This is a genomic window from Metapseudomonas resinovorans (assembly GCF_002003485.1).
Classification (GTDB): Bacteria; Pseudomonadota; Gammaproteobacteria; order Pseudomonadales; family Pseudomonadaceae; genus Metapseudomonas; species Metapseudomonas resinovorans_D.
This window is the reverse complement of sequence record NZ_BDMA01000051.1, coordinates 1-17801: the sequence shown is the minus strand read 5'-3', so window position 1 is coordinate 17801 and position 17801 is coordinate 1. Positions and strand designations below refer to the sequence as shown.

18 protein-coding genes are annotated in these 17801 nt (G+C 53.7%); 9 read left to right on the top strand and 9 right to left on the bottom strand.

Annotated elements, in window-relative coordinates:
- The first annotated feature begins 14 nt into the window (after positions 1 to 14).
- Positions 15 to 1520: a purine-cytosine permease family protein gene (locus MnOB_RS13900; protein ID WP_077524820.1), complete on the top strand. Its 1506-nt coding sequence runs from the start codon at positions 15 to 17 to the stop codon at positions 1518 to 1520.
- A gap of 19 nt (positions 1521 to 1539) precedes the next feature.
- The gene (locus MnOB_RS13895; RefSeq protein ID WP_077524819.1) at positions 1540 to 2385 is read left to right on the top strand and encodes a nitrilase family protein; all 846 of its coding nucleotides are present in this window, start codon (positions 1540 to 1542) and stop codon (positions 2383 to 2385) included.
- Positions 2386 to 2458: 73 nt separating this feature from the next.
- Here MnOB_RS13895 and MnOB_RS13890 read toward each other — a convergent pair whose 3' ends face one another.
- Positions 2459 to 2770: a hypothetical protein gene (locus tag MnOB_RS13890; protein WP_077524818.1), complete on the bottom strand. Its 312-nt coding sequence runs from the start codon at positions 2768 to 2770 to the stop codon at positions 2459 to 2461.
- Positions 2771 to 3155: 385 nt separating this feature from the next.
- Here MnOB_RS13890 and MnOB_RS13885 point away from each other — a divergent pair, with 385 nt between their 5' ends.
- The 4 genes from MnOB_RS13885 (at position 3156) to MnOB_RS28855 (ending at position 6066) form a co-directional block, all read left to right on the top strand.
- Positions 3156 to 3500 carry a DUF2388 domain-containing protein gene (locus MnOB_RS13885; protein WP_077524817.1) on the top strand — a complete coding sequence of 115 codons (345 nt, stop codon included), beginning with the start codon at positions 3156 to 3158 and terminating at the stop codon, positions 3498 to 3500.
- Positions 3501 to 3768: 268 nt separating this feature from the next.
- On the top strand, positions 3769 to 4038 hold the full coding sequence (locus MnOB_RS13880; protein WP_077524816.1) for a hypothetical protein: 270 nt from the start codon (positions 3769 to 3771) through the stop codon (positions 4036 to 4038).
- A 1315-nt stretch (positions 4039 to 5353) separates the two neighbouring features.
- The gene (locus MnOB_RS28860; RefSeq protein WP_158713819.1) at positions 5354 to 5803 is read left to right on the top strand and encodes a hypothetical protein; all 450 of its coding nucleotides are present in this window, start codon (positions 5354 to 5356) and stop codon (positions 5801 to 5803) included.
- 92 nt (positions 5804 to 5895) lie between these two features.
- Entirely contained in the window at positions 5896 to 6066 is a 171-nt protein-coding gene (locus MnOB_RS28855) for a hypothetical protein (protein ID WP_158713818.1), read from the top strand.
- Between the two features lie 29 nt (positions 6067 to 6095).
- Here the strand turns inward: MnOB_RS28855 and MnOB_RS13875 are convergent, their stop codons facing one another.
- From MnOB_RS13875 to MnOB_RS13860, 4 genes are read right to left on the bottom strand one after another with little or no spacing between them, the layout of a single operon-like run.
- Positions 6096 to 6572, bottom strand: a complete 477-nt coding sequence (locus MnOB_RS13875; protein ID WP_077524815.1) for a GNAT family N-acetyltransferase — start codon at positions 6570 to 6572, stop codon at positions 6096 to 6098.
- A gap of 2 nt (positions 6573 to 6574) precedes the next feature.
- Positions 6575 to 7768 carry an MFS transporter gene (locus tag MnOB_RS13870; protein WP_077524814.1) on the bottom strand — a complete coding sequence of 398 codons (1194 nt, stop codon included), beginning with the start codon at positions 7766 to 7768 and terminating at the stop codon, positions 6575 to 6577.
- Positions 7761 to 8735 carry a diiron oxygenase gene (locus tag MnOB_RS13865; RefSeq protein WP_077524813.1) on the bottom strand — a complete coding sequence of 325 codons (975 nt, stop codon included), beginning with the start codon at positions 8733 to 8735 and terminating at the stop codon, positions 7761 to 7763. The genes MnOB_RS13870 and MnOB_RS13865 overlap by 8 nt, the downstream gene beginning before the upstream one ends.
- Positions 8713 to 9804, bottom strand: a complete 1092-nt coding sequence (locus MnOB_RS13860; RefSeq protein ID WP_077524812.1) for a SagB/ThcOx family dehydrogenase — start codon at positions 9802 to 9804, stop codon at positions 8713 to 8715. Before MnOB_RS13860 ends, MnOB_RS13865 begins: the two co-directional genes overlap by 23 nt.
- Before the next feature lie 842 nt (positions 9805 to 10646).
- Here MnOB_RS13860 and MnOB_RS13855 point away from each other — a divergent pair.
- Entirely contained in the window at positions 10647 to 10910 is a 264-nt protein-coding gene (locus MnOB_RS13855) for a response regulator transcription factor (RefSeq protein WP_077524811.1), read from the top strand.
- A 373-nt stretch (positions 10911 to 11283) separates the two neighbouring features.
- Here MnOB_RS13855 and repC read toward each other — a convergent pair whose 3' ends face one another.
- The 4 genes from repC to MnOB_RS13835 form a co-directional block, all read right to left on the bottom strand.
- Positions 11284 to 12111 (bottom strand): replication protein C, IncQ-type, encoded by an 828-nt coding sequence (repC, locus tag MnOB_RS13850; protein ID WP_077524810.1) that lies wholly within the window; start codon positions 12109 to 12111, stop codon positions 11284 to 11286.
- A complete protein-coding gene (locus tag MnOB_RS13845; protein WP_077524809.1) occupies positions 12101 to 12970 on the bottom strand; it encodes a helicase RepA family protein in 870 nt (289 codons plus the stop codon). The genes repC and MnOB_RS13845 overlap by 11 nt, the downstream gene beginning before the upstream one ends.
- Complete coding sequence (locus tag MnOB_RS29620) at positions 12970 to 13197, bottom strand: helix-turn-helix transcriptional regulator (protein WP_371579586.1); 228 nt, start codon at positions 13195 to 13197, stop codon at positions 12970 to 12972. The genes MnOB_RS13845 and MnOB_RS29620 overlap by 1 nt, the downstream gene beginning before the upstream one ends.
- A 630-nt stretch (positions 13198 to 13827) precedes the next feature.
- Positions 13828 to 14307, bottom strand: a complete 480-nt coding sequence (locus tag MnOB_RS13835; protein WP_077524807.1) for an Lrp/AsnC family transcriptional regulator — start codon at positions 14305 to 14307, stop codon at positions 13828 to 13830.
- Between the two features lie 468 nt (positions 14308 to 14775).
- Between MnOB_RS13835 and MnOB_RS13830 the strand changes: the two genes are divergently transcribed.
- A complete protein-coding gene (locus MnOB_RS13830; protein ID WP_077524806.1) occupies positions 14776 to 16248 on the top strand; it encodes an NAD-dependent succinate-semialdehyde dehydrogenase in 1473 nt (490 codons plus the stop codon).
- A gap of 16 nt (positions 16249 to 16264) precedes the next feature.
- A complete protein-coding gene (locus tag MnOB_RS13825) occupies positions 16265 to 17656 on the top strand; it encodes an aspartate aminotransferase family protein (RefSeq protein ID WP_077524805.1) in 1392 nt (463 codons plus the stop codon).
- Positions 17657 to 17801: the final 145 nt, after the last annotated feature.

Genomic DNA, 17801 nt, shown 5'->3' with positions numbered 1-17801 from the left:
CGAAGGAGCATCCCATGTCAGGGTCCACCCAGCCCGTTCACGCGGCTGACGCCAGCGGCGGATTGGCCATCGAAGGCCACTCGATCGACTACATCCCCGAGTCCGAGCGCCACGCCCGGCTCAGCAGCCAGGGGCCGTTCTGGTTCCTTGGCAACTTCCATTTCTTCACCATCTCCATCGGCTTCGTCGGGCCGAGCCTTGAGCTGTCCGCCCTGTGGACAACCCTGGCCGGTGCGCTGGGCATCATGTTCGGCACCTTGTTCATGGCCTTCCATGGTTCACAGGGGCCGGAGATGGGCCTGCCGCAGATGATCCAGTCCCGCGCGCAGTTCGGTTATCGCGGCGTGGTGCTCGCGTTGATGGCGACCCTGTTCGTGTTCGTCGGCTTCAACGTGGTGAACGTCTCGCTGATCATCGATGGCCTGAAGAACGTCTTCGGGCTGGAGCCGCTTCCCGTGGCCTGCGCGGTGATCGCCACCGGCGCGCTGCTGTCGATCTACGGCCATGACCTGATGCACAAGGCCTTCAAATGGGCGTTGATGCTGACCCTGCCGCTCTACGCGCTGGTGACCGTCGCACTCATGTTCGGTGCCGGGCAGACTGAGGTCGCCGAGCCGGCCAGCCTGGGCTTCAGCTGGGTAGCGTTCGTCACCCAGTTCGCCATCGCCGCCAGCTACAACATCTCCTACGCGCCCTATGTATCCGACTATTCGCGCTACCTGCCGAAGAACACCAGTCGGACGAAACTGATCGCGGCGGTGTTCCTCGGTGCGTCGCTTTCCGGTGCCTGGATGATCGGCCTCGGTGCCTGGCTGGCGCAGCTGCTGCAAGTGTCCGATGCGCTGGTGGCGCTGGATCGCGTGGGCACTGACGTGCTGCCGGGGCTGGGTCATGTGCTGGTGCTGGTTTCGGTCGTCGGCTTCCTGCCGGTGATCGCGCTCAATACTTACAGCGCCATGCTCACCCTGCTGACCGGCATCGATTCGGTTCGCCGCATCAACCCGACGCCGCGCGCGCGGGTGCTGTCGATCCTCGTCATCACCCTGGTGCTGCTCGCCTGTGTGATGTCGATCCGTGGCAACGGCATTTCCATCCTCAACACCTTCCTGGTGCTGATGCTCTACTTCCTCGTGCCCTGGACCGCGGTGAACCTGGTGGACTACTTCTGCGTGCGCAAAGGCCGCTATGCGATCCCCCATTTCTTCACGCCGAAGGGCATCTACGGGGCGTGGCAAATGCGCGGCATCGTCGCCTATGTGGTGGGCTTCGTCTGCATGGTCCCGTTCTTCTTCATCTTCGATGCCGCGGCTGGCCAGGAGGTCTTCGTCGGACCCATGGCGCGCCTGCTGGACGGCGTCGATATCGCCTGGCTGGTGGGCCTGGTGGTATCCGGCCTGACCTACTTCATCCTCAGTCGCTCGCTCGACCTGGAAAGCGAACGTCGCATCATCGACGCCATCAGCGAACGCGACATCCTCGAAATGACCCGGGCCGGCGCAAGCCAGGAACCACGAACCTGACAACAGGGAGTACTGCCCAGTGAACGCATCCCGAAACCTCAAGGTCGCCTGCTGCCAGCTGGCGCCGAAGATCGGTGACCTCGCCCACAACCACCGCATTGTCGAGCGGGCCATCCGCGCGGCTGCGCTGCAGGGCGCACGAGTCGTGGTGCTGCCGGAGCTGGTGCAGAGTGGTTACGTCTTCCATGACCTGGCCGAGGCGCAGGCTTCGGCTGAAGCCGTGGATGGCCCGACGTTGCAGCTTTGGCAAGCGCTGGCTCGGGAGCTGGATATCGTCATCGTCGGCGGCTTCTGTGAGCGACTGGATGACCAGCGCGTTGCCAACAGTGCCGCGCTGGTTGACGCCACGGGGCTGCGTGCCCTGTACCGCAAGGCGCATCTGTGGGACGCCGAGAACGCCATCTTCACCACCGGCAACGAACCACCGCCGGTGGTGGAAACCGCCTTCGGGCGGATCGGCGTGATGATCTGCTACGACCTGGAGTTCCCCGAGTGGGTGCGCCTGCCGGCATTGGCCGGCGCGGACCTGCTGTGCGCGCCGGTCAATTGGCCGGACGGTCCGCGCCCACCCATCGAGCGCCCGGCCGAAGTGGTGCGTGTGCAAGCGAACGCGGCGGTCAATCGCCTGTTCATCGCTGCCTGTGATCGCCACGGCAGCGAGCGCGGGGTGAACTGGGTGCAGGGCTCGGTGATCGTCGATCCGGACGGCTACCCATTGGCGGGGCCGGCGGAGGAGGGCGGGGAGCAGATTCTCATCGCCACCCTGAATCTGGATGAAGCACGCAACAAACGCATCAGCCAGCACAATCACCTGCACGAGGATCGTCGGCCTGAGTTGTACGGCGCGGGCGGGTTGCTGGAATGAAGTGGCGGTAGCTAGCGGACCCAGGTCCTGCCCAATACGAAAAGCCCCGCTTGCGGGGCTTTTCTCTTGGAGTTCAGTTCGCTGCGTTGTTCGTGGACTGCTCCAGGGAGGCGGCTTGTCGCAGCGGCTGCGTTTCCCTGATGCAGAAGAGGACCATATGGAAATCGCTGCCCCATTCCGATTCACATTGGCTACGAATCGAGCCGCTGTAACCGGCGACGGCCGCGGCTGAGAGGCGTTGCTCTTCTACGCAATAACTGCGCATGGCATCACCGCTCCACTTTTCCAGGCAATGTGCCTGGATGGCCGATTCGTCGGCCTGGGCGCCAGTCAGGACGCCGGTTGCGCTCAGTGCGGCGGCGATCAGACGTTTTCTGTGCGACATAGGTACGCTCTCTTCCTTCGAAATGTCGGCCCTCCGTGGCCTGCGAATAACACGATGCAGTGAGATGAAATCCGTGTTTGTGAACAACCGGAGCCCTGACTGCAACTCCACGTGTGCACAGTGGTGGTGCAGTCTAGTACAGCTCCGCTTGCTTCCCAGATCACCTCGTAGTGGCCCGACGTCCGGTACATGGCAGCGGCGGGAGTAGCACGCATCTTTCCATGCGAAGACTTCAATTCCCCTAACCTGGATCAATGGTTTTTCATGGCGAACCGGCGACCGGATAGACGGCGGCACTCTCTAAAGTGGCGACTTCTGCAGCGCAGTCAGGAACTCGTTTCATCAGCCGCAATCTGAGGGGAACGCACACACCCAAGGAGTCACCATGCGTTTCCGCAACACCGCTGCCGCCCTCGCACTGATCGCTGTTCCATTTGCCTCTGCCGTGGCCAAACACGACCACGACGATCACGACGATCACGACGACCTGCTGCGTAATCTGATCTCCACCGGCGCTACCACCGCCTCCAGCTACATCACCAGTGGCGGCGACGATAAGCTCGTAGGCCCGGTGCAGGACGATGCCAGCAGCTTCATCGCCAGCGATGGTGCAATTCGCGGCCCCTATCTCGAGGCCGAGCTGCAACGGATTCGCAGCGCGAATCCGAGCCTGAGCGAGCGCAGTGACCTGGAACTGGCGAGTGCCATCCTGGCGGGTGAATCGCAATAGTCGAGTGGTAGCACTTCGTCGATACGACGTGGAGGGACAGGGAGGTCCTGCCTCATTTCGTTGCACGCTGAATGAGCCGTTTGGCGGCGTGTTCCTTGGGGGCAGGAGGTCCAGAGCGCGGTCTAGAGGGCCTTTTTGCGTAGCCTACCCAAGGGCCTTGACGCTTCCCGCCGAACGGTCGATCACAGGCCCCCTTGGCTGCCTTTCCATGAGCTATACCCCATCCACACCTTCTGTTCAGATCGTGCGTAGGACCCTGGGGAGAGCAATGAGAGCCAAGCTTGAACAACGATTGCAAAAGCGGCTGGAGGCATCGCTGCCCGGCCATGTCATCAATTGCAAGATTGGCGCCGATGGCATCGTGGCGTTGACAGTACATTGGCCTGCCTCCGGCGAAAGCATGGCCATTACTGGGATCACAATGCAGTCCTTGATAGGGCGGGATGTCCTGGAAGTTACGGTCGATCAGATCCTGATCGAGATCAGTGCCGCCCGTGGGGAGCTCCCCCTCCTGCTCACCCAGCGGAAAGCGGAATAGAAACGCGTTCAAGGAAGTAAATGGCGCGAGCCCTCCTTCAAGGGCAGCGGCGCCTTGCCCCGCCAGAGCAGCACCTACAACTCCCCTCCCAGCCCCTGCCGCACCCTGCGGAGCAGATCGGAAAACCGCGTCGAGCCAGCAGGATATAGCCGGTGTGTCTGTAGGAGCGAGCTTGCTCGCGAAGCATTGCTGCCAGTCTATTCGCGAGCAAGCGCGCTCCTACCGTTTCGGCGGTGAGCCAGCGCGTCCAGGTTTTCCGGAAGTGAATCATTACATACTGCGACAGCACCCAGCTGCGGAATTTGCTTATCGGTTGTGCTCCTGCGCGCGACCCCGGGGCTGCGCAAGGATCACTACGTCCCACGACCCGCGGCGATGCCCAACTCACAGCCCATTCCGGGCAAAGGTTGTCCGCGGGCGGGCCGCTGTCCACGGCAGGTAGGCACGATCTGCGCGGAGCGTCGCCCAATCCCCCAGATGACGGAGGCTGGCTTCATTCGCTGCCATATCCCCGTAGCGGAGCTCGCACAAGGCGTTCAACGTTCTGCGGGGGAGTGAGTCGTGTAGCGAAAGGGGATAGGAGGGGACAGATTCTTTCTGTCCTCTATTCCTCGTCTGGAGACCGTACCGAAATCGGCAGTGCCAGAGACGTGCGCATAAGAGGTAGATGCGGGGTTTCTGTTCAGCTTCAGCAGCCCAGAAATGAAAAAATCCCAGTGAGCGGGCCTTGATCTGAGGAAGTTGGAGCGGGCGAACGGAGTCGACTCCTTTTCAAATGCTATTCATTGCTGACCTTTATTAGTCAAAGCTGGTCAATCCAGGTCTTTCGAATTTTCCAATCTGGTAACTAGCGAGCATTGCTGGTCTGTGGTTTCGACACATTTTCGACGCCGTCGTAGTGTCGATCCTGATGTCTCTGGGCGGCCGTTTGACTCATTGGTGTTACAAAGAATGAAGTACCAGCGTACCTCTTCGGCACCATGTTTACCGGGCGGTCTGGCTAGGCTGCTAAATGGTATGCAGTCGCGGCTAGTTCCCGTTCAAGCTGTAAGTGCTCAATCCGACGAGCGTTGGCTAGCACGGATGTAGTCCCTGGCAGCGCCAGGGCCGTGCTGGTCTCTTTTGCTAAACAAGTGGGCTGCAATTGAAACGCAAGCTGAGGAGGTATATGCATGCTTGCTGATATGGCGAAAGTTGTTTGTGGAAGCTACTTCAATGCCCTTAGTGTGTCAGTGAAAATGCTATATAGGCCGGCTGGTGTAATTGATGTGGCGTCCTGCGAAGTTGACTTGCTCAGGGATAGCTTTGGTTATTTTTGGGCAATTCGGCGCTGGCCTTTGCTTTGTTGAGTTTGGTTGATAACTCAGAGATAAAACGAGGTATTCAAAATATTGGTAGCTCGCCGTTTGGTGAGGAAATTTTTACACTAATTTTCTATTTTTCTGCAATGTTCATTGCATTGGTTTATCATTTTTATTTTTCTCTTCACTCTCCAAATAAAGTTAGACCTCACTACATTTGTGCGGCGGTCACTCTTGTGTATGGGTTGGTGATGGGGGTTGTAGCAGTCTACGCGGCGATTATTACGATACTTGGTTTTGAGTTTTGGCCTGAACTGGTCTTGCTTCCGATATGTGTTCTTCCCAATATTTTGATTCCAGTGATGGCTGGTAAAATATATTCAATTAGCTTTTTTATGAGTTTTCTTGCGTGGTGGGGTGCTTTAAGTCTTGTTGGTGTCGTGGTAAAGAATTTGGTGAGGTGATAAGGAGAACGGAAGAATTCATTTTTATACAAGTTAGCCTTGTGCGTATAGAGAACGGCGAGCGAGGTGGGTTCAGAGTAACGAAAATAAATATGTCCCCTTTTCTGGGACTCATGGCTTCACTGCTGGGCCTGATACTGCTCAGCAGCGGCTTCGAAACCGGCACCCCGCTTACCACGCGATTGCTCTCCATAGGCGGAGGCGCGCTGGTGCTGGGCGCATGGATCGACATCCTGCGCATGGCGCTGCCGCCTTTGAGATAGAAGTTCAGGAGTACGCGATAATTTAGCGTTTATTTTAGATTCTTAGCCATGTAGATACTGGACTCCCTAAATCCAAGGTTTCTATAGAGGTTTATGGCAGCTTGGTTTCTTGAGAAGGCATGAAGTACTACCCTGCGAAATCCTGCAAGCTTGAGACTCTCTAATATATGGTCAAGGGATTTCTTTCCGATTCCCATTCTCCTGTATTTATCTAGTATTAACAGGTCGTATAAATAGGCTTCCATGCCAATCGTCGTCTCTTGGTGATGTATCCATATATAACCAGCGATTGATTTGGTCGTGTGGGCTCTTATTGAGTAGAGAAAGTGGTCTTTCGTGTTTTCTCCATCTGGCAACAATCTATTGAAAGTCGACATTGCACTGGCCTCTGATGAGTCTATTGGCTGGTCTTGCACTTCTGACTGCTCAATAGCGTGCATTTTTATTGCGATATCTTTGTACGTTGAAAAAACTGACGATGTCATTCTCTCTATTTCCAAAATCATTTCTATTCCTTTGCTTTTATATTTAGCAAGGTGCTAAAGATTGCGGCGAAAATGATTGCTGTCGACAGCGCGAATTCCTTGTCAAAATTTGACTGAGAGACAAGGAAGCTTATCAGGCCAGCGGTTATGAACATTAACGTGCTCCCAGCGGCTGATGCGGTTCCAGAAAGGTCGTGAAAAATGTTCATTGCGCGAGATGCAGCTGCAGGTCTGACAAATGTCGTCCCTATGGTGCACGTGATCATGCAGAGAAGTGTGATTGATATGGCCGGAAATGCGATATGGGAAATTGCCATTGTTATCCCGGAAAGGGAAATCAAGGTTATTCCACATGTAATCTGCCTTTCTAAGGAAGATCTTTTGAATATACGCGTGGCTAGAATTCCGGCGATTAAATAAGAGAGTCCGTAAAGTAGGAGTATGAAGCCAAAATTTATAGGGTTTTCAGTTAGTACTTCATTGAAAATTATTGGGGAGAGGGCTATGAAGCTAAAGTGGCAGGAAAATGCAAGTGCTGAAATTAACCAGGAGAATGTAAATTTTGTGTTTGAAAATATCCTTATATAGGCTGCGGCGAAATGTTTTACAGGGTTGTAAAGAATCTTTCTTGGTTCTGCCTTCATTTGGATAAATGCGGAGCAGGCGGAAACTGAAATTGCAATCCACGAGAATATGTAGAAGCTCCATTTCCAGTCTAAATGCTCCTGTATGAATATGCCGGCCAAGGGGGAGATAGAGATGAAAATCCCGCTTGCAGTTACCAGTAAAGTTCTTATGGTTAGCCGTTCTGAATCTGAAAATATGTCTTGAACTATAGCTTGTGCAAGCACGAAACTGCCGCAGCCTATTCCCTGGATAAATCTTGAAATTAATAGTAAGTGGAAGTTTTCAGTGAGCGTGCAAGCTATGCTGGAGGCTGAAGAGGTTACTAATCCTATAATAAGTACAATTCTTCTTCCGTAGATGTCAGAGAAAGGTCCGGCGAAAATTTGAGATAACGAGAAGCCTACTGCAAAAGCCGTAATGGTAGTTATGACCTTTTCTGGTGCGATATTGAAATTTTTCGATATCGACGGGAAGGATGGAAGTATTACGTCTAATGGGAATGCGCTAAGCAAAACTATGCTGATAAGGAAAATCACTGATACTGATTTTTGGAAGCTGTATGCCAAGGGGAGGTGATTAGAGTTATCCATCGATCACTTCCTCCTTGATGAAGTGTAAGGAATTTCTAGGGTCGTTAAAAAAACCAGCCTTTCGCATCGCAAGAATTGTTGTTGTACATCCTGCTTTTACCCTAGCAATATGCGTTCTCTCGCTGTTGAGATCGTCTGAAATCCGAGATGCTGTAGTGGTGCTGACTCCAAGATCTATGAGGTTCTTGTGAAGCCAGGTGTCATGTGGTTTGAAAAACTCTTTTATGATTTTTGGTGTGAAGTTCCGTATGAATTTTCTATCTGCTTCGTCAGCCTTGCTCCAGACTAATGAGAACATTCTAGAAAAGAAAGATACATGCTTGAATTCGTCTTCCAAGTGATCGCGCATCATTTGGAATACAGGTTGATAAATTGTTTTCTTTGTAAACTCCAAATATTCTTTTGTGATTACTGTCTCAGATACGAATCCAATTAGAAACCATGCAAGTTCTTTGTGATTTTCAGAGACGTCTTTAGTTGGAGTTATCGCTTTACGTATTTTGTCGTTTGCGGCGGCTCTGGACTGGATTCCATGGATGCTGCTGACTTGATTGGCTACATCAGTGGATATTACGGCGTGGTATGCTTCATCTGCATATAGTCTCAGTGCCGTCAATTTGATGTCGCAATTTAGGTTGAGTTTCAATGAGTCGGTGCTAATAGTTTTAATTGATCTATTAACAATCTCTGTTTCAAGGGCGGAAGTGTAATCTAAGAAGAATACTAAATATCGCGCCAGCAGTGTGTTTGCTGCGTTTTCTCCTAATAGTTTGAATTCTGGGTCATGGATGCAAGGGAGCGCATTTGGAATAAACCAGAATTTTTCTTCGTTGAGATAGGTTTCGGGGCGGCTCAGGTCGTAAGTGTTTTGCTTGGTTCGTACCGATGAGGCCTTATCCCAGTTTAGAAGCGACTCTGAAATTGATTTATCAATCTGAAGAGTGTCAGTTTTGCTCGTTAAGTCCATTTTTTTTGTCCTGATGGTTGTTTAGTAGCTCTTCGAGTTCTTTGCTAAACGTATTTCCTTGGCTATATCCAGCCCCTACGAAAAGGAGTGGATTTTCAAATTCATTTCTTAAATCTATTGCCTTGGAAACAAGATCGTCAGCAAATGCACCAGAAACCCAAGTTTGGAGGCCCTCGTTTGCGGCGAGCAATTGCAAGGACTGGGAGATGTGCCCCGCCTCCATCAGCGCAACCCTGTATGCTCTCGAGTGAAAGTACTTCCACCACATGCGATCAAATCTACATGTTAGGAATACTCCAAATGCAATGTTGTCTATGAAGTGTTGGCCTGACATTAAGTCTCCTAGGCTGGGAGGGGCAGTATCCAGTTTGTGTAGTGTATGTTTGAGAGGGTTGTAGTAATAGATTCCAGGCTCTATGCCGACCACATTTCCGATATACAAGTATCCTTCTATGCTGTTTAGTCCACCTCCAGACGGGCTACTTCTTCTGTATCGCATATTTGACGGTATGTGTTCTTCTAAGGAGACCTCTCGCTCGCGGAGATAGCCAAGTCCGTAATACAAGATTGTTCCCAGTTTAAAATTTTCCAGCGCTCTGTCTTCAAACTCTCTGACAGTTTTTCGTGAAGTGAAAACTTCATGTAGTTCGCTGCTATTCTGCGATGGGTAAGGGATGCGAATTGGATTGCAAAGGTCTTCCTCTTCGAATCTAAGCTTTGGGGAGGGCTTTGATAAGGTCAGCTTGCAACTTTCGAGGTATACATCTGCCCATTCTTTTCTGTTTTTTGGCGTGATATCGAATTCTAAATTGCTTGTCCCCGTATGGAATATTCTGGCGAGAACGTCCCACGACCATTTGTTTTTGATGTATGGCTCTTTTGAAATTACATCGTTCTGGATGAGGTTGTTGGTTTGTATCGAGTCATCCGAGTCGATTTGTGTGGTGAGATACTCAATTATTTTTTCCAGATGTGCCCTATCTATATGGAATTGCCTGTGGTTAAGGTAGTCCCAAAGAACGATATTCTGATTATCGAAATAAATGAAGATGTTTGGGTTTATGTTCATGATTGTGCGTTCTTGGTGTGTTTGAGAATCTAGGAGGCGCAAGGCCTCCTAGATTCCACTACTTAGCCTTTGGTAGGCGTGGAGATGGCGGTCCAATTGGCCAGTTGCTTGCTTTCATAAGTTGCTTTGATCATTTTTGTTTCCTCAGTTATTGGTTATGTCGATTTTGGTCGACGGGTATTTTTTATTTTCTTTTTTGGGGGTGTTCAACTCTTTTTTGCCCTTCGGTGGCGATAACTATTAGATTTGATAGTTGTTGTCATTGAGCGTTGTAGGTGATTTTTTTTGGTTAAGTAGGAAGCTTCTGATAGGCGCTTCAGGTTGTTTTTGCTAGGGGTGTTAAGGTGTTGAGTACTCGACAGTAGATAGTTTGCCGTCTAACGGTTTTCGTCTTTAGTGGAGGTTCCTGTGTTGTCAATGGATGACTTTAAAAAGCTTTCCGACTCGGAAAGTGAATCTGAATGGCTTATCAGGATGAATCGGATATCCGTAGAATTAGGATTTTTGAGATTTATATTTAAGATAAAGTCTGCAAGGTCGAGTGTGGGAAAAAATAAGATCTATGTGAATTTCGAAGATGAGTGGTCAAGATTGAATGGGGATAAGGATAAGTGCGTAGATGCATTGATTGAGTTGGTATGTGATTCGAGTGTTCCCATGTCTTCGTGGGGGCGTAATGAATATCTTCGTTACGATCGCGAGTTTTTTGAACTGGTAAAAGTTGTGGGTTTAGAGTGGGGATAGTTCTTCCACTGCATGGCGCCGGGGGAGAAGTAGGAGTGCTTTGCCTTTCTTTAGATAAGGCTCGATCAAACTTGGTGGAGTCATTCTCCTCAGCTTCTATGCTGCGTGATTTTGCATTGGGAGGTGCTTTAAAATTTTTTGAGTGCTGCTTATGTGACGCTCGTATACACCTTACAAAGCGAGAGTTGGAGATTCTGCACTGGGGGGCTCAAGGAAAGACGTCGTGGGAGATATCGAAGATTTTGGGTTGTTCGGAGGCAAATATTAATTTTCATTTTTCTCGCATTCGAAGGAAATTAAATGTTTCATCGCGTGCTGAAGCTATTTATTGTGCAATGAAAACTGGGTTGCTAAAGAGTTGAAGACATCGGAGTTCATACTATTTCAATCATTTTCTTGTCCTTGCGAAGTTGTTAGCCGTGAGTCATTGCAAGCCAGGGCTTTAAAGAGGCGTCGGCGCGTTCGTCCGGGGGGTATTTTTTTCCTGCATATGGCGGTTTCCCCAGCGAGACTCACTTTCTGGCGCAAGGATCAAGCGTCTGGTGCGAGCCTTTGCAACTCACCGCAGGCCGTCGCGCAACAGGCGCGACGTGCTGCGCATGTGGATGATCTAGAAAGATCATGGATCGAATTTACGAGTGGGGCTGAAGGCCGCGTCCTGCATGTGTTTCGCGGATCTTGGTTGGTGGAGTTACCGGGGGGAATGGGTGAAGTTATCGTGGGCATTGGGTGGAGTTATCGTGGGGGTGGCCGGGATATCTTGAACTTGCGCCCGGCATACTCCTCGACTCCCCAGCCGAGTGCTTCGAGTTCACTCAATGCCCGCCGGGCTGTCTGCTGTCGTGTCTTGATGGTGTTGGCATTGGTAGCGTCGTCCGGCCACGCGTAGCTGCAAATTTTGTCGAGGCCGACCTGCCTAGCCCGTCCAGGATCGATCCAGCCGCAAAGTCGCTGGTGTATTAGTCGGGCGGGGTCGGTTTGCAATGCTCGCACTTCGTTCATGTCGATTCGAACGTGCTGGCCGCCAATGACCGTGCGGGCAATCAGCGGGTTTAGTGCCACGAATAGCTTGCCGACGGTCTCGTCTGAGGCGTAGTCGGCGAGCAAGCGGAAGCCCTGCCGCTTACCGTCGGATTGCACGATGATCGACACTTTCCAAAGCCGCTCAATACACTCACGAATCTGCTTTGTGTCGTCGATATTGCCGTATCCAACCTCGCGGTTAAGCGCCCGATAGCTGCCTCTCACCACCATAGCGTCGTGCCCGAGGGCCTCCCACCTTGGTTCGAGTGATTGTCGGAGCTGCTGTCCGGGGGCGCTCTTTGGTTCTGGCGATAGCACCGACCCCGATAGGCCTGCCATCGCCACGAGGCCCTGAAGTATGCGTAGATCGTCAGCGCCTAGCGGCTCTGGGCCGCTGAACTCGATGCGAGTGCTTTCACCATAGTCATAGACCACATCGAGCTTGCCGCGTTTCCGATCACCTCGCTTAAGGCTGCGAAAGAGTCCAGGGGCCAGGCAATGCAGCGCATCGTGGCGGGCGTGGGTGAGCTCAAATTTCATCGCGCTTACGCCATTTTTTCGAGCTGCGGTCGCTCGTCTCCAGCAACTCCGCCGGCACCAGTACACCTCCCTCGCGGCGCTCGAACCATCTGTCCGGGAGGGTTATGCCGTAGTTCTGTTTGCTCACGCCGAATCGCACGAAACGGCTGCGCCGGTCGCCAGTAATGGGCTCACGGTCGTAGCCTAGGTCTGAAAGACGCTTGGCCTCATCCTCGGCCATCTTGGTGACATAGCCGCACCACCGTACATTGTCGATTAGGGCGGAAGCGCCTCGCGCCGCTTGCTGCTGGTCGATCTGACCCTCGCGCGCGCTGCCTTTGCTTACGTGATGAAGAAACAGAACAGATGCGCCGGTCGTCGCCGCTACGTGTTCCAGAGTCGCGATCAAATGCGCCATATCGCTGTTGCTGTTTTCGTCGAGTCGGTGAATCCGACTGAGTGTGTCCAACACGATTAGTCGGGAGCCCGCGCAGAACTTCAGCACGTGGTCCAGCTGCTGGCCATCCATGATGTTCAGACGCTGACCCATGATCGGCTCAATTTTTAGATTTTCGGCGACTGCTATTCGGGCGATGGGGGAGAGGTATTGGCCGATGGCGTGGATACGTTGAACCAGGATTGGGATTGGATCTTCGCACGCCAGATAGACCACCCTGCCGGTCTGGGCTGGTTGGAGTTGTACAAGGTCACCTCCAGCCACGCAGCACGAGACGGCCATCGCTGCTTGAAGCGCTAAATAGCTTTTGCCCGTTGCGCCGGGCGCTACCAGTGCACCAACTGTTCCAGCCAAAAAGCCAGGCCAGATAAAGTCCAACTCGTCCGGCTTGTTTTCAAATGCTGCCGCGATGTCGAGAGCCATTACAGTTCTCCTGGCGGCGGAGTTACGAGGTTCGAGGTGTGGGGGTTGCGACTATCCAGTTTGGATTGTTGCCACGCAGCAAATTCGGTTGCAGCAAACAAAACCCGAGCGGAGCGCGCGTCGCCATCCTTGACGGGGCGGGGGAACGTGGGGTCTCTGGCCATGACCTTGTAAAGGCCGCTGCGAGATTTGCACAAGAGGGCGCAGACCTCGGCAAGGCTGAGCATTTGGATCGGTGTTCCGGTATGCATTCAGATGTGCTCCTTCGACTACAGGAGCTTTACCGTACTGATGCACCAACAAATTTCATCCGATTCCATGGTCAAAAATGAGTAGTGCGTTTGCACCGCCTCTATCGGGATCGGTGTGTCTGCGCCATTGCATTCATCTGACCAGCCAATTGCATTGGTACTGACCACCACTTGCATCCGATTTGACAACGCGCGCTAGATACACGACAGGCAGAGATCGACCCGAAGCTGACGTGTTAGAGGGGACATGGTGACCCGCTGCCTATGGAGCGGGCACAGACATCCCACACCCCGGCCACCGAGCCGGGTTTTTTGTTTCTGGCTATCGACACCGTCAGACAGCTATCGCGGCTACTAGGTTGGCGTTCAGAACTGAACAGCCATTCGATTCAGTACAGAGAACGGGATCTATGCCCTTTAGCGACTATTGGTACGGCCCGGCGCACCGGTAGCGGGCGGATGACCTGGACATCCAGCTTACGGACCTTCAGGCGCGCTATGCGCAGCTGCAAGCGCTCAATAGGGAGCACCAAGCTGAAAACCTGCGTTTTCAGACTATATCAGCATAAAGTCTGTGACACCTGAGATGGAGACGAAGCGGGAAAACTACTTAACTTCCACTGCGCCAGGAATCGGTATAGTGAACCCTGCCTTCACGCGATCCATGACCACCATGGTTTTAAACCATTTGATATTTGAATTATTGTAGAAGAACTGCCTAGTAAACTGCTCATAGTCCTCAATGCTCTTTGCTGTTATGAGTAGAACAAAGTCAGCGTCACCCGTAACATAGTATCCACTCATGATTTCTGGGGTGCTTCGGATTGACTGCTTGAACTTATCGATAATGTCGGCGCGCTCGCGTTCCAGTGAAACCAGCACGAGCATCATTACATCCCGACCAACCGCCTTAGGATTGATTACAGACACATCCGCCTGAATTACACCTTCCGACCTGAGCCGCTTCAATCTACGCTGCACACCGGTACTGGAAAGCCCTACCCGCTCACCCAGTTCTTCGCTAGAGGTACGGTTATTTCGCTGCATTTCATCCAGCAGCTTCGCATCAATTCGGTCCAGATCCACGTCTATTACTCTACTAAGGTGCCAAATATGAATTTTAGGTGCTTACAAAAAACAGGAGGCTACTGTGCAGCGCAGAGGTCGGCTCATCGAAGAGAAGCCATTAACCCAAAAACCAACGTAACACAGCGTCGAGCAGAACTACCTAGCCCATCAGGAAGCGAATTCGCTTACCTAACGCGTGACTCGCATACCGTATAGCCAGACTGGTTGATTGACCTTGTGCATGCAAGGCGCACCGCAAACCCAAGCAATGCTCCTCTGGTCGATAAGCATTTCCACAAGCGCTTTCGAATCGCTGCTGACGATCTTCCATGCTATGTCAGCGCTGCGCGCAGGATCACTGCGTAATCCTGAAAACATCTCAGGAATACAGACCAAAACGCCAATACAACGCCGGATGGCGGCGCGTGCTGATTCCTAGAATGGCCTCCATAGAAACACGTCACCTTGACGCCGAGGCCAACAAAAATGAAGAACCTTGCTAGAGCAGCTCTCGAGAAGCTGCGCCGCTCTGACCTCCTGGAAAAGCGTGCCTATGTAAATGGGCAGTGGATTGAAGGCGAAGCCTGTTTGGCGGTGACTGATCCCGCTACCGATGAGGTCATCGCCCAGGTCGCCCATTGTGAAGAAGCCTGGATCGACAAGGCTGTCGACGCCGCCGCTCAGGCCTTCGAGTCCTGGCGTGATGTGCCGCCGGTTCAGCGTGGCGCGCTGTTGCGTCGTTGGGCAGCGTTGACGCGAGAGCACTCCTACGACCTGGCGATCATTATGACCGCCGAGCAAGGCAAACCTTTCAAGGAGTCCCTCGGCGAAATCGCTTATGGTGCCAATTTCCTGGACTGGTTCGCTGCTGAAGCAGAGCGCAGTTATGGCGAATCGATTCCCAGCCATCTGGCGGGCAGCCAGCTGATGACCAAGCTGCAGCCGATTGGTGTGACCGCCGCGATCACTCCTTGGAACTTCCCCAGTGCAATGATCACTCGCAAGGCAGGAGCTGCACTGGCGGCGGGCTGCACCATGGTGGTCAAGCCTGCTCCGGAAACTCCGCTGTCTGCTCTTGCCCTTGCCAGGCTGGCCGACGAAGCCGGCATTCCCGCCGGCGTGTTCCAAGTGGTGACCGGCGATGCTGCCAAGCTGTCGGCGCGGCTGCTGCAGCGTCCCGAAGTTCGTGCCTTCAGCTTCACCGGCTCGACCGAAGTCGGCCGCATTCTGCTGCGCCAGTCTGCCGACACGGTGAAGAAGGTGTCCCTGGAGCTCGGTGGCCATGCTCCCTTCATCGTCTTCGATGACGCTTCCCTAGAAGAGGCGGTGGCGGGCTGTATCGGTGCCAAGTTCGCAACCTCGGGCCAGGACTGCCTGGCAGCGAACCGCATCTATGTTCATCGTTCGCTGTACGAACCCTTTGTCGCGGCTTTTGCCAAGGCTACTGCCGAGCTACAGGTAGGCCATGGGCTGACCGAAAACGTCGATATCGGCCCGATGACTCGTGTGACCGTTGCCAACAAATGCCGCGATCACATCGGCAACGCGATCTCTCTCGGTGCGCGTGTCGTGACCGGTGGTATGGACTGCGCCCTGGGCAGCAGCTTCGTCACCCCGACAGTGCTTGCCGACGTGACCGACGCAATGGACATCGCCTTTGAGGAAACCTTTGGTCCGGTTGCTGCCGTGTTGCCGTTCGATACCGAGGAGGAAGTGATTCGTCGCGCTAACAACACGGAGTTCGGCCTCGCCGCCTACGTGTACACCAACGATCTGCGCCGTGCCGCGCGCATGTCCGATCGCCTCGAGTACGGCATGGTGGCGCTGAATACCCCGAAATTCACCGGTGCGCCGATTCCCTTCGGCGGCTGGAAACAATCCGGCCTCGGCCGGGAAGGCTCCAAGCACGGTTTGGCTGAATACATGGAACTCAAATACGTCTGCGCCGGTGGCCTTTAATCTCAGGAGACCCATCATGGACAAGCACACTCAAGATCTGATCGCAGCTCAAGACCGCGGCGCGGTATTGCACCCCTTCACCCACTTGAAGGACTTCGCCAGCGGCAAGCTCGGCGACCCGACCATCGTGGAAACCGGTAAAGGTATCTGCATCACCGACGCCACCGGTCGTGAGTACATCGACGGCTTTGCCGGCCTGTACTGCATGAACGTGGGGTATGGCCGTACTGAAGTCGCCGAAGCGATATCTCGCCAGGCCCACAAGCTTGCCTACTACCACTCTTATGCCGCTCACACGACTGAGGAACTGGCTCGACTGTCCGACCGCCTTGTGCGCATGGCGCCCGGCAAGATGAGCAAGGTCTTCTATGGTCTGTCCGGTTCGGACGCCAACGAGACTCAGGCCAAGATCGTCTGGTACTACAACAACCTGCGTGGCCTGCCGAAGAAGAAGAAGATCATTGCCCGTGATCGTGGCTACCACGGCTGCTCCGTTGTGTCCGGCTCCATGACCGGCATGAGCTTCTACCACGACTACATGGACCTTCCGGTGTCGGGCATTCTGCGTACCGGTGTTCCGCATCACTACTGGGGTGCCGAGCCTGGAGAGACCGAAGAGCAGTTCTCCGCTCGGCGTGCCCAGGAGCTGGAAGAACTGATCCTGCGCGAAGGTCCGGACACTATCGGCGCCTTCATCGCCGAACCCGTCCTGGGCACCGGCGGCATTACCCCGCCGCCGGCCGGTTACTGGGCTGCGATCCAGCCGGTGCTGAAAAAGTACGACATCCTGCTGATTGCCGACGAGGTCATCACCGGCTTCGGTCGTACGGGCTCCATGTTCGGTTGCGAGAAGTACGGTATCGAGCCAGATCTGATTACCGTCGCCAAGGGCCTTACCTCGGCTTATGCGCCACTCTCCGCGTCCATCGTCGGTGAGAAGGTCTACAAGGTCATGGAAGAAGGTGCGGATCGCGTCGGGGCGTTCTCCCACGGCTACACCTACTCGGGCCATCCCATCGGAGTCGCAGCTGCCAATGCGGTTCTCGATATCGTCGAGCAGGAAGACATCCCCGGCCACGTTAGTCGAGTTGGTGACTACTTCCAGAAGTCGATGCAAGAAACCTTCGCTGGCCTGCCGATCGTGGGCGAAGTGCGCGGTGTGGGTCTGATGGCCGCCATCGAGTTCGTTGCAGACCCGGCTACCAAGAAGCGTTTCGATCCAGCGCTGAAAATCGGTGCTCGCGTGTCCAAGGCGGCCCGGGACCGCAACCTCATTGCTCGCGCAATGCCGCACGGTGACATTCTTGGTTTTGCCCCGCCGCTGGTTACCAGTGAGAAGGAAGTCGATCAGATCATCGACATCGCCCAGAAAGCAGTCCTCAGTGTTATGGACGAGCTGAAAGCCTAATCGCGCCGTTTAGGCCCCCAGATGCTTGTCACTTTTAGGCCGGTCCTCACCGGCCTTTTTTTTGGTTCTTCACGGATTACCGGGGAAGGCGGCTTTGATTTTCATGAAAAAGAAGTCGCTGTCCCGATAGCCGTAGGCCATGCGC

Coding starts and splice junctions, on each gene's coding strand:
- MnOB_RS13900 (WP_077524820.1), top strand. CDS start 15: ATGTCAGGGTCCACCCAGCCCGTTCACGCGGCTGACGCCAGCGGCGGA.
- MnOB_RS13890 (WP_077524818.1), bottom strand. CDS start 2,770: ATGTCGCACAGAAAACGTCTGATCGCCGCCGCACTGAGCGCAACCGGC.
- MnOB_RS13885 (WP_077524817.1), top strand. CDS start 3,156: ATGCGTTTCCGCAACACCGCTGCCGCCCTCGCACTGATCGCTGTTCCA.
- MnOB_RS13880 (WP_077524816.1), top strand. CDS start 3,769: ATGAGAGCCAAGCTTGAACAACGATTGCAAAAGCGGCTGGAGGCATCG.
- MnOB_RS28855 (WP_158713818.1), top strand. CDS start 5,896: ATGTCCCCTTTTCTGGGACTCATGGCTTCACTGCTGGGCCTGATACTG.
- MnOB_RS13875 (WP_077524815.1), bottom strand. CDS start 6,572: ATGATTTTGGAAATAGAGAGAATGACATCGTCAGTTTTTTCAACGTAC.
- MnOB_RS13870 (WP_077524814.1), bottom strand. CDS start 7,768: ATGGATAACTCTAATCACCTCCCCTTGGCATACAGCTTCCAAAAATCA.
- MnOB_RS13865 (WP_077524813.1), bottom strand. CDS start 8,735: ATGGACTTAACGAGCAAAACTGACACTCTTCAGATTGATAAATCAATT.
- MnOB_RS13860 (WP_077524812.1), bottom strand. CDS start 9,804: ATGAACATAAACCCAAACATCTTCATTTATTTCGATAATCAGAATATC.
- MnOB_RS13855 (WP_077524811.1), top strand. CDS start 10,647: ATGCTGCGTGATTTTGCATTGGGAGGTGCTTTAAAATTTTTTGAGTGC.
- repC (WP_077524810.1), bottom strand. CDS start 12,111: ATGAAATTTGAGCTCACCCACGCCCGCCACGATGCGCTGCATTGCCTG.
- MnOB_RS13845 (WP_077524809.1), bottom strand. CDS start 12,970: ATGGCTCTCGACATCGCGGCAGCATTTGAAAACAAGCCGGACGAGTTG.
- MnOB_RS29620 (WP_371579586.1), bottom strand. CDS start 13,197: ATGCTCAGCCTTGCCGAGGTCTGCGCCCTCTTGTGCAAATCTCGCAGC.
- MnOB_RS13830 (WP_077524806.1), top strand. CDS start 14,776: ATGAAGAACCTTGCTAGAGCAGCTCTCGAGAAGCTGCGCCGCTCTGAC.
- MnOB_RS13825 (WP_077524805.1), top strand. CDS start 16,265: ATGGACAAGCACACTCAAGATCTGATCGCAGCTCAAGACCGCGGCGCG.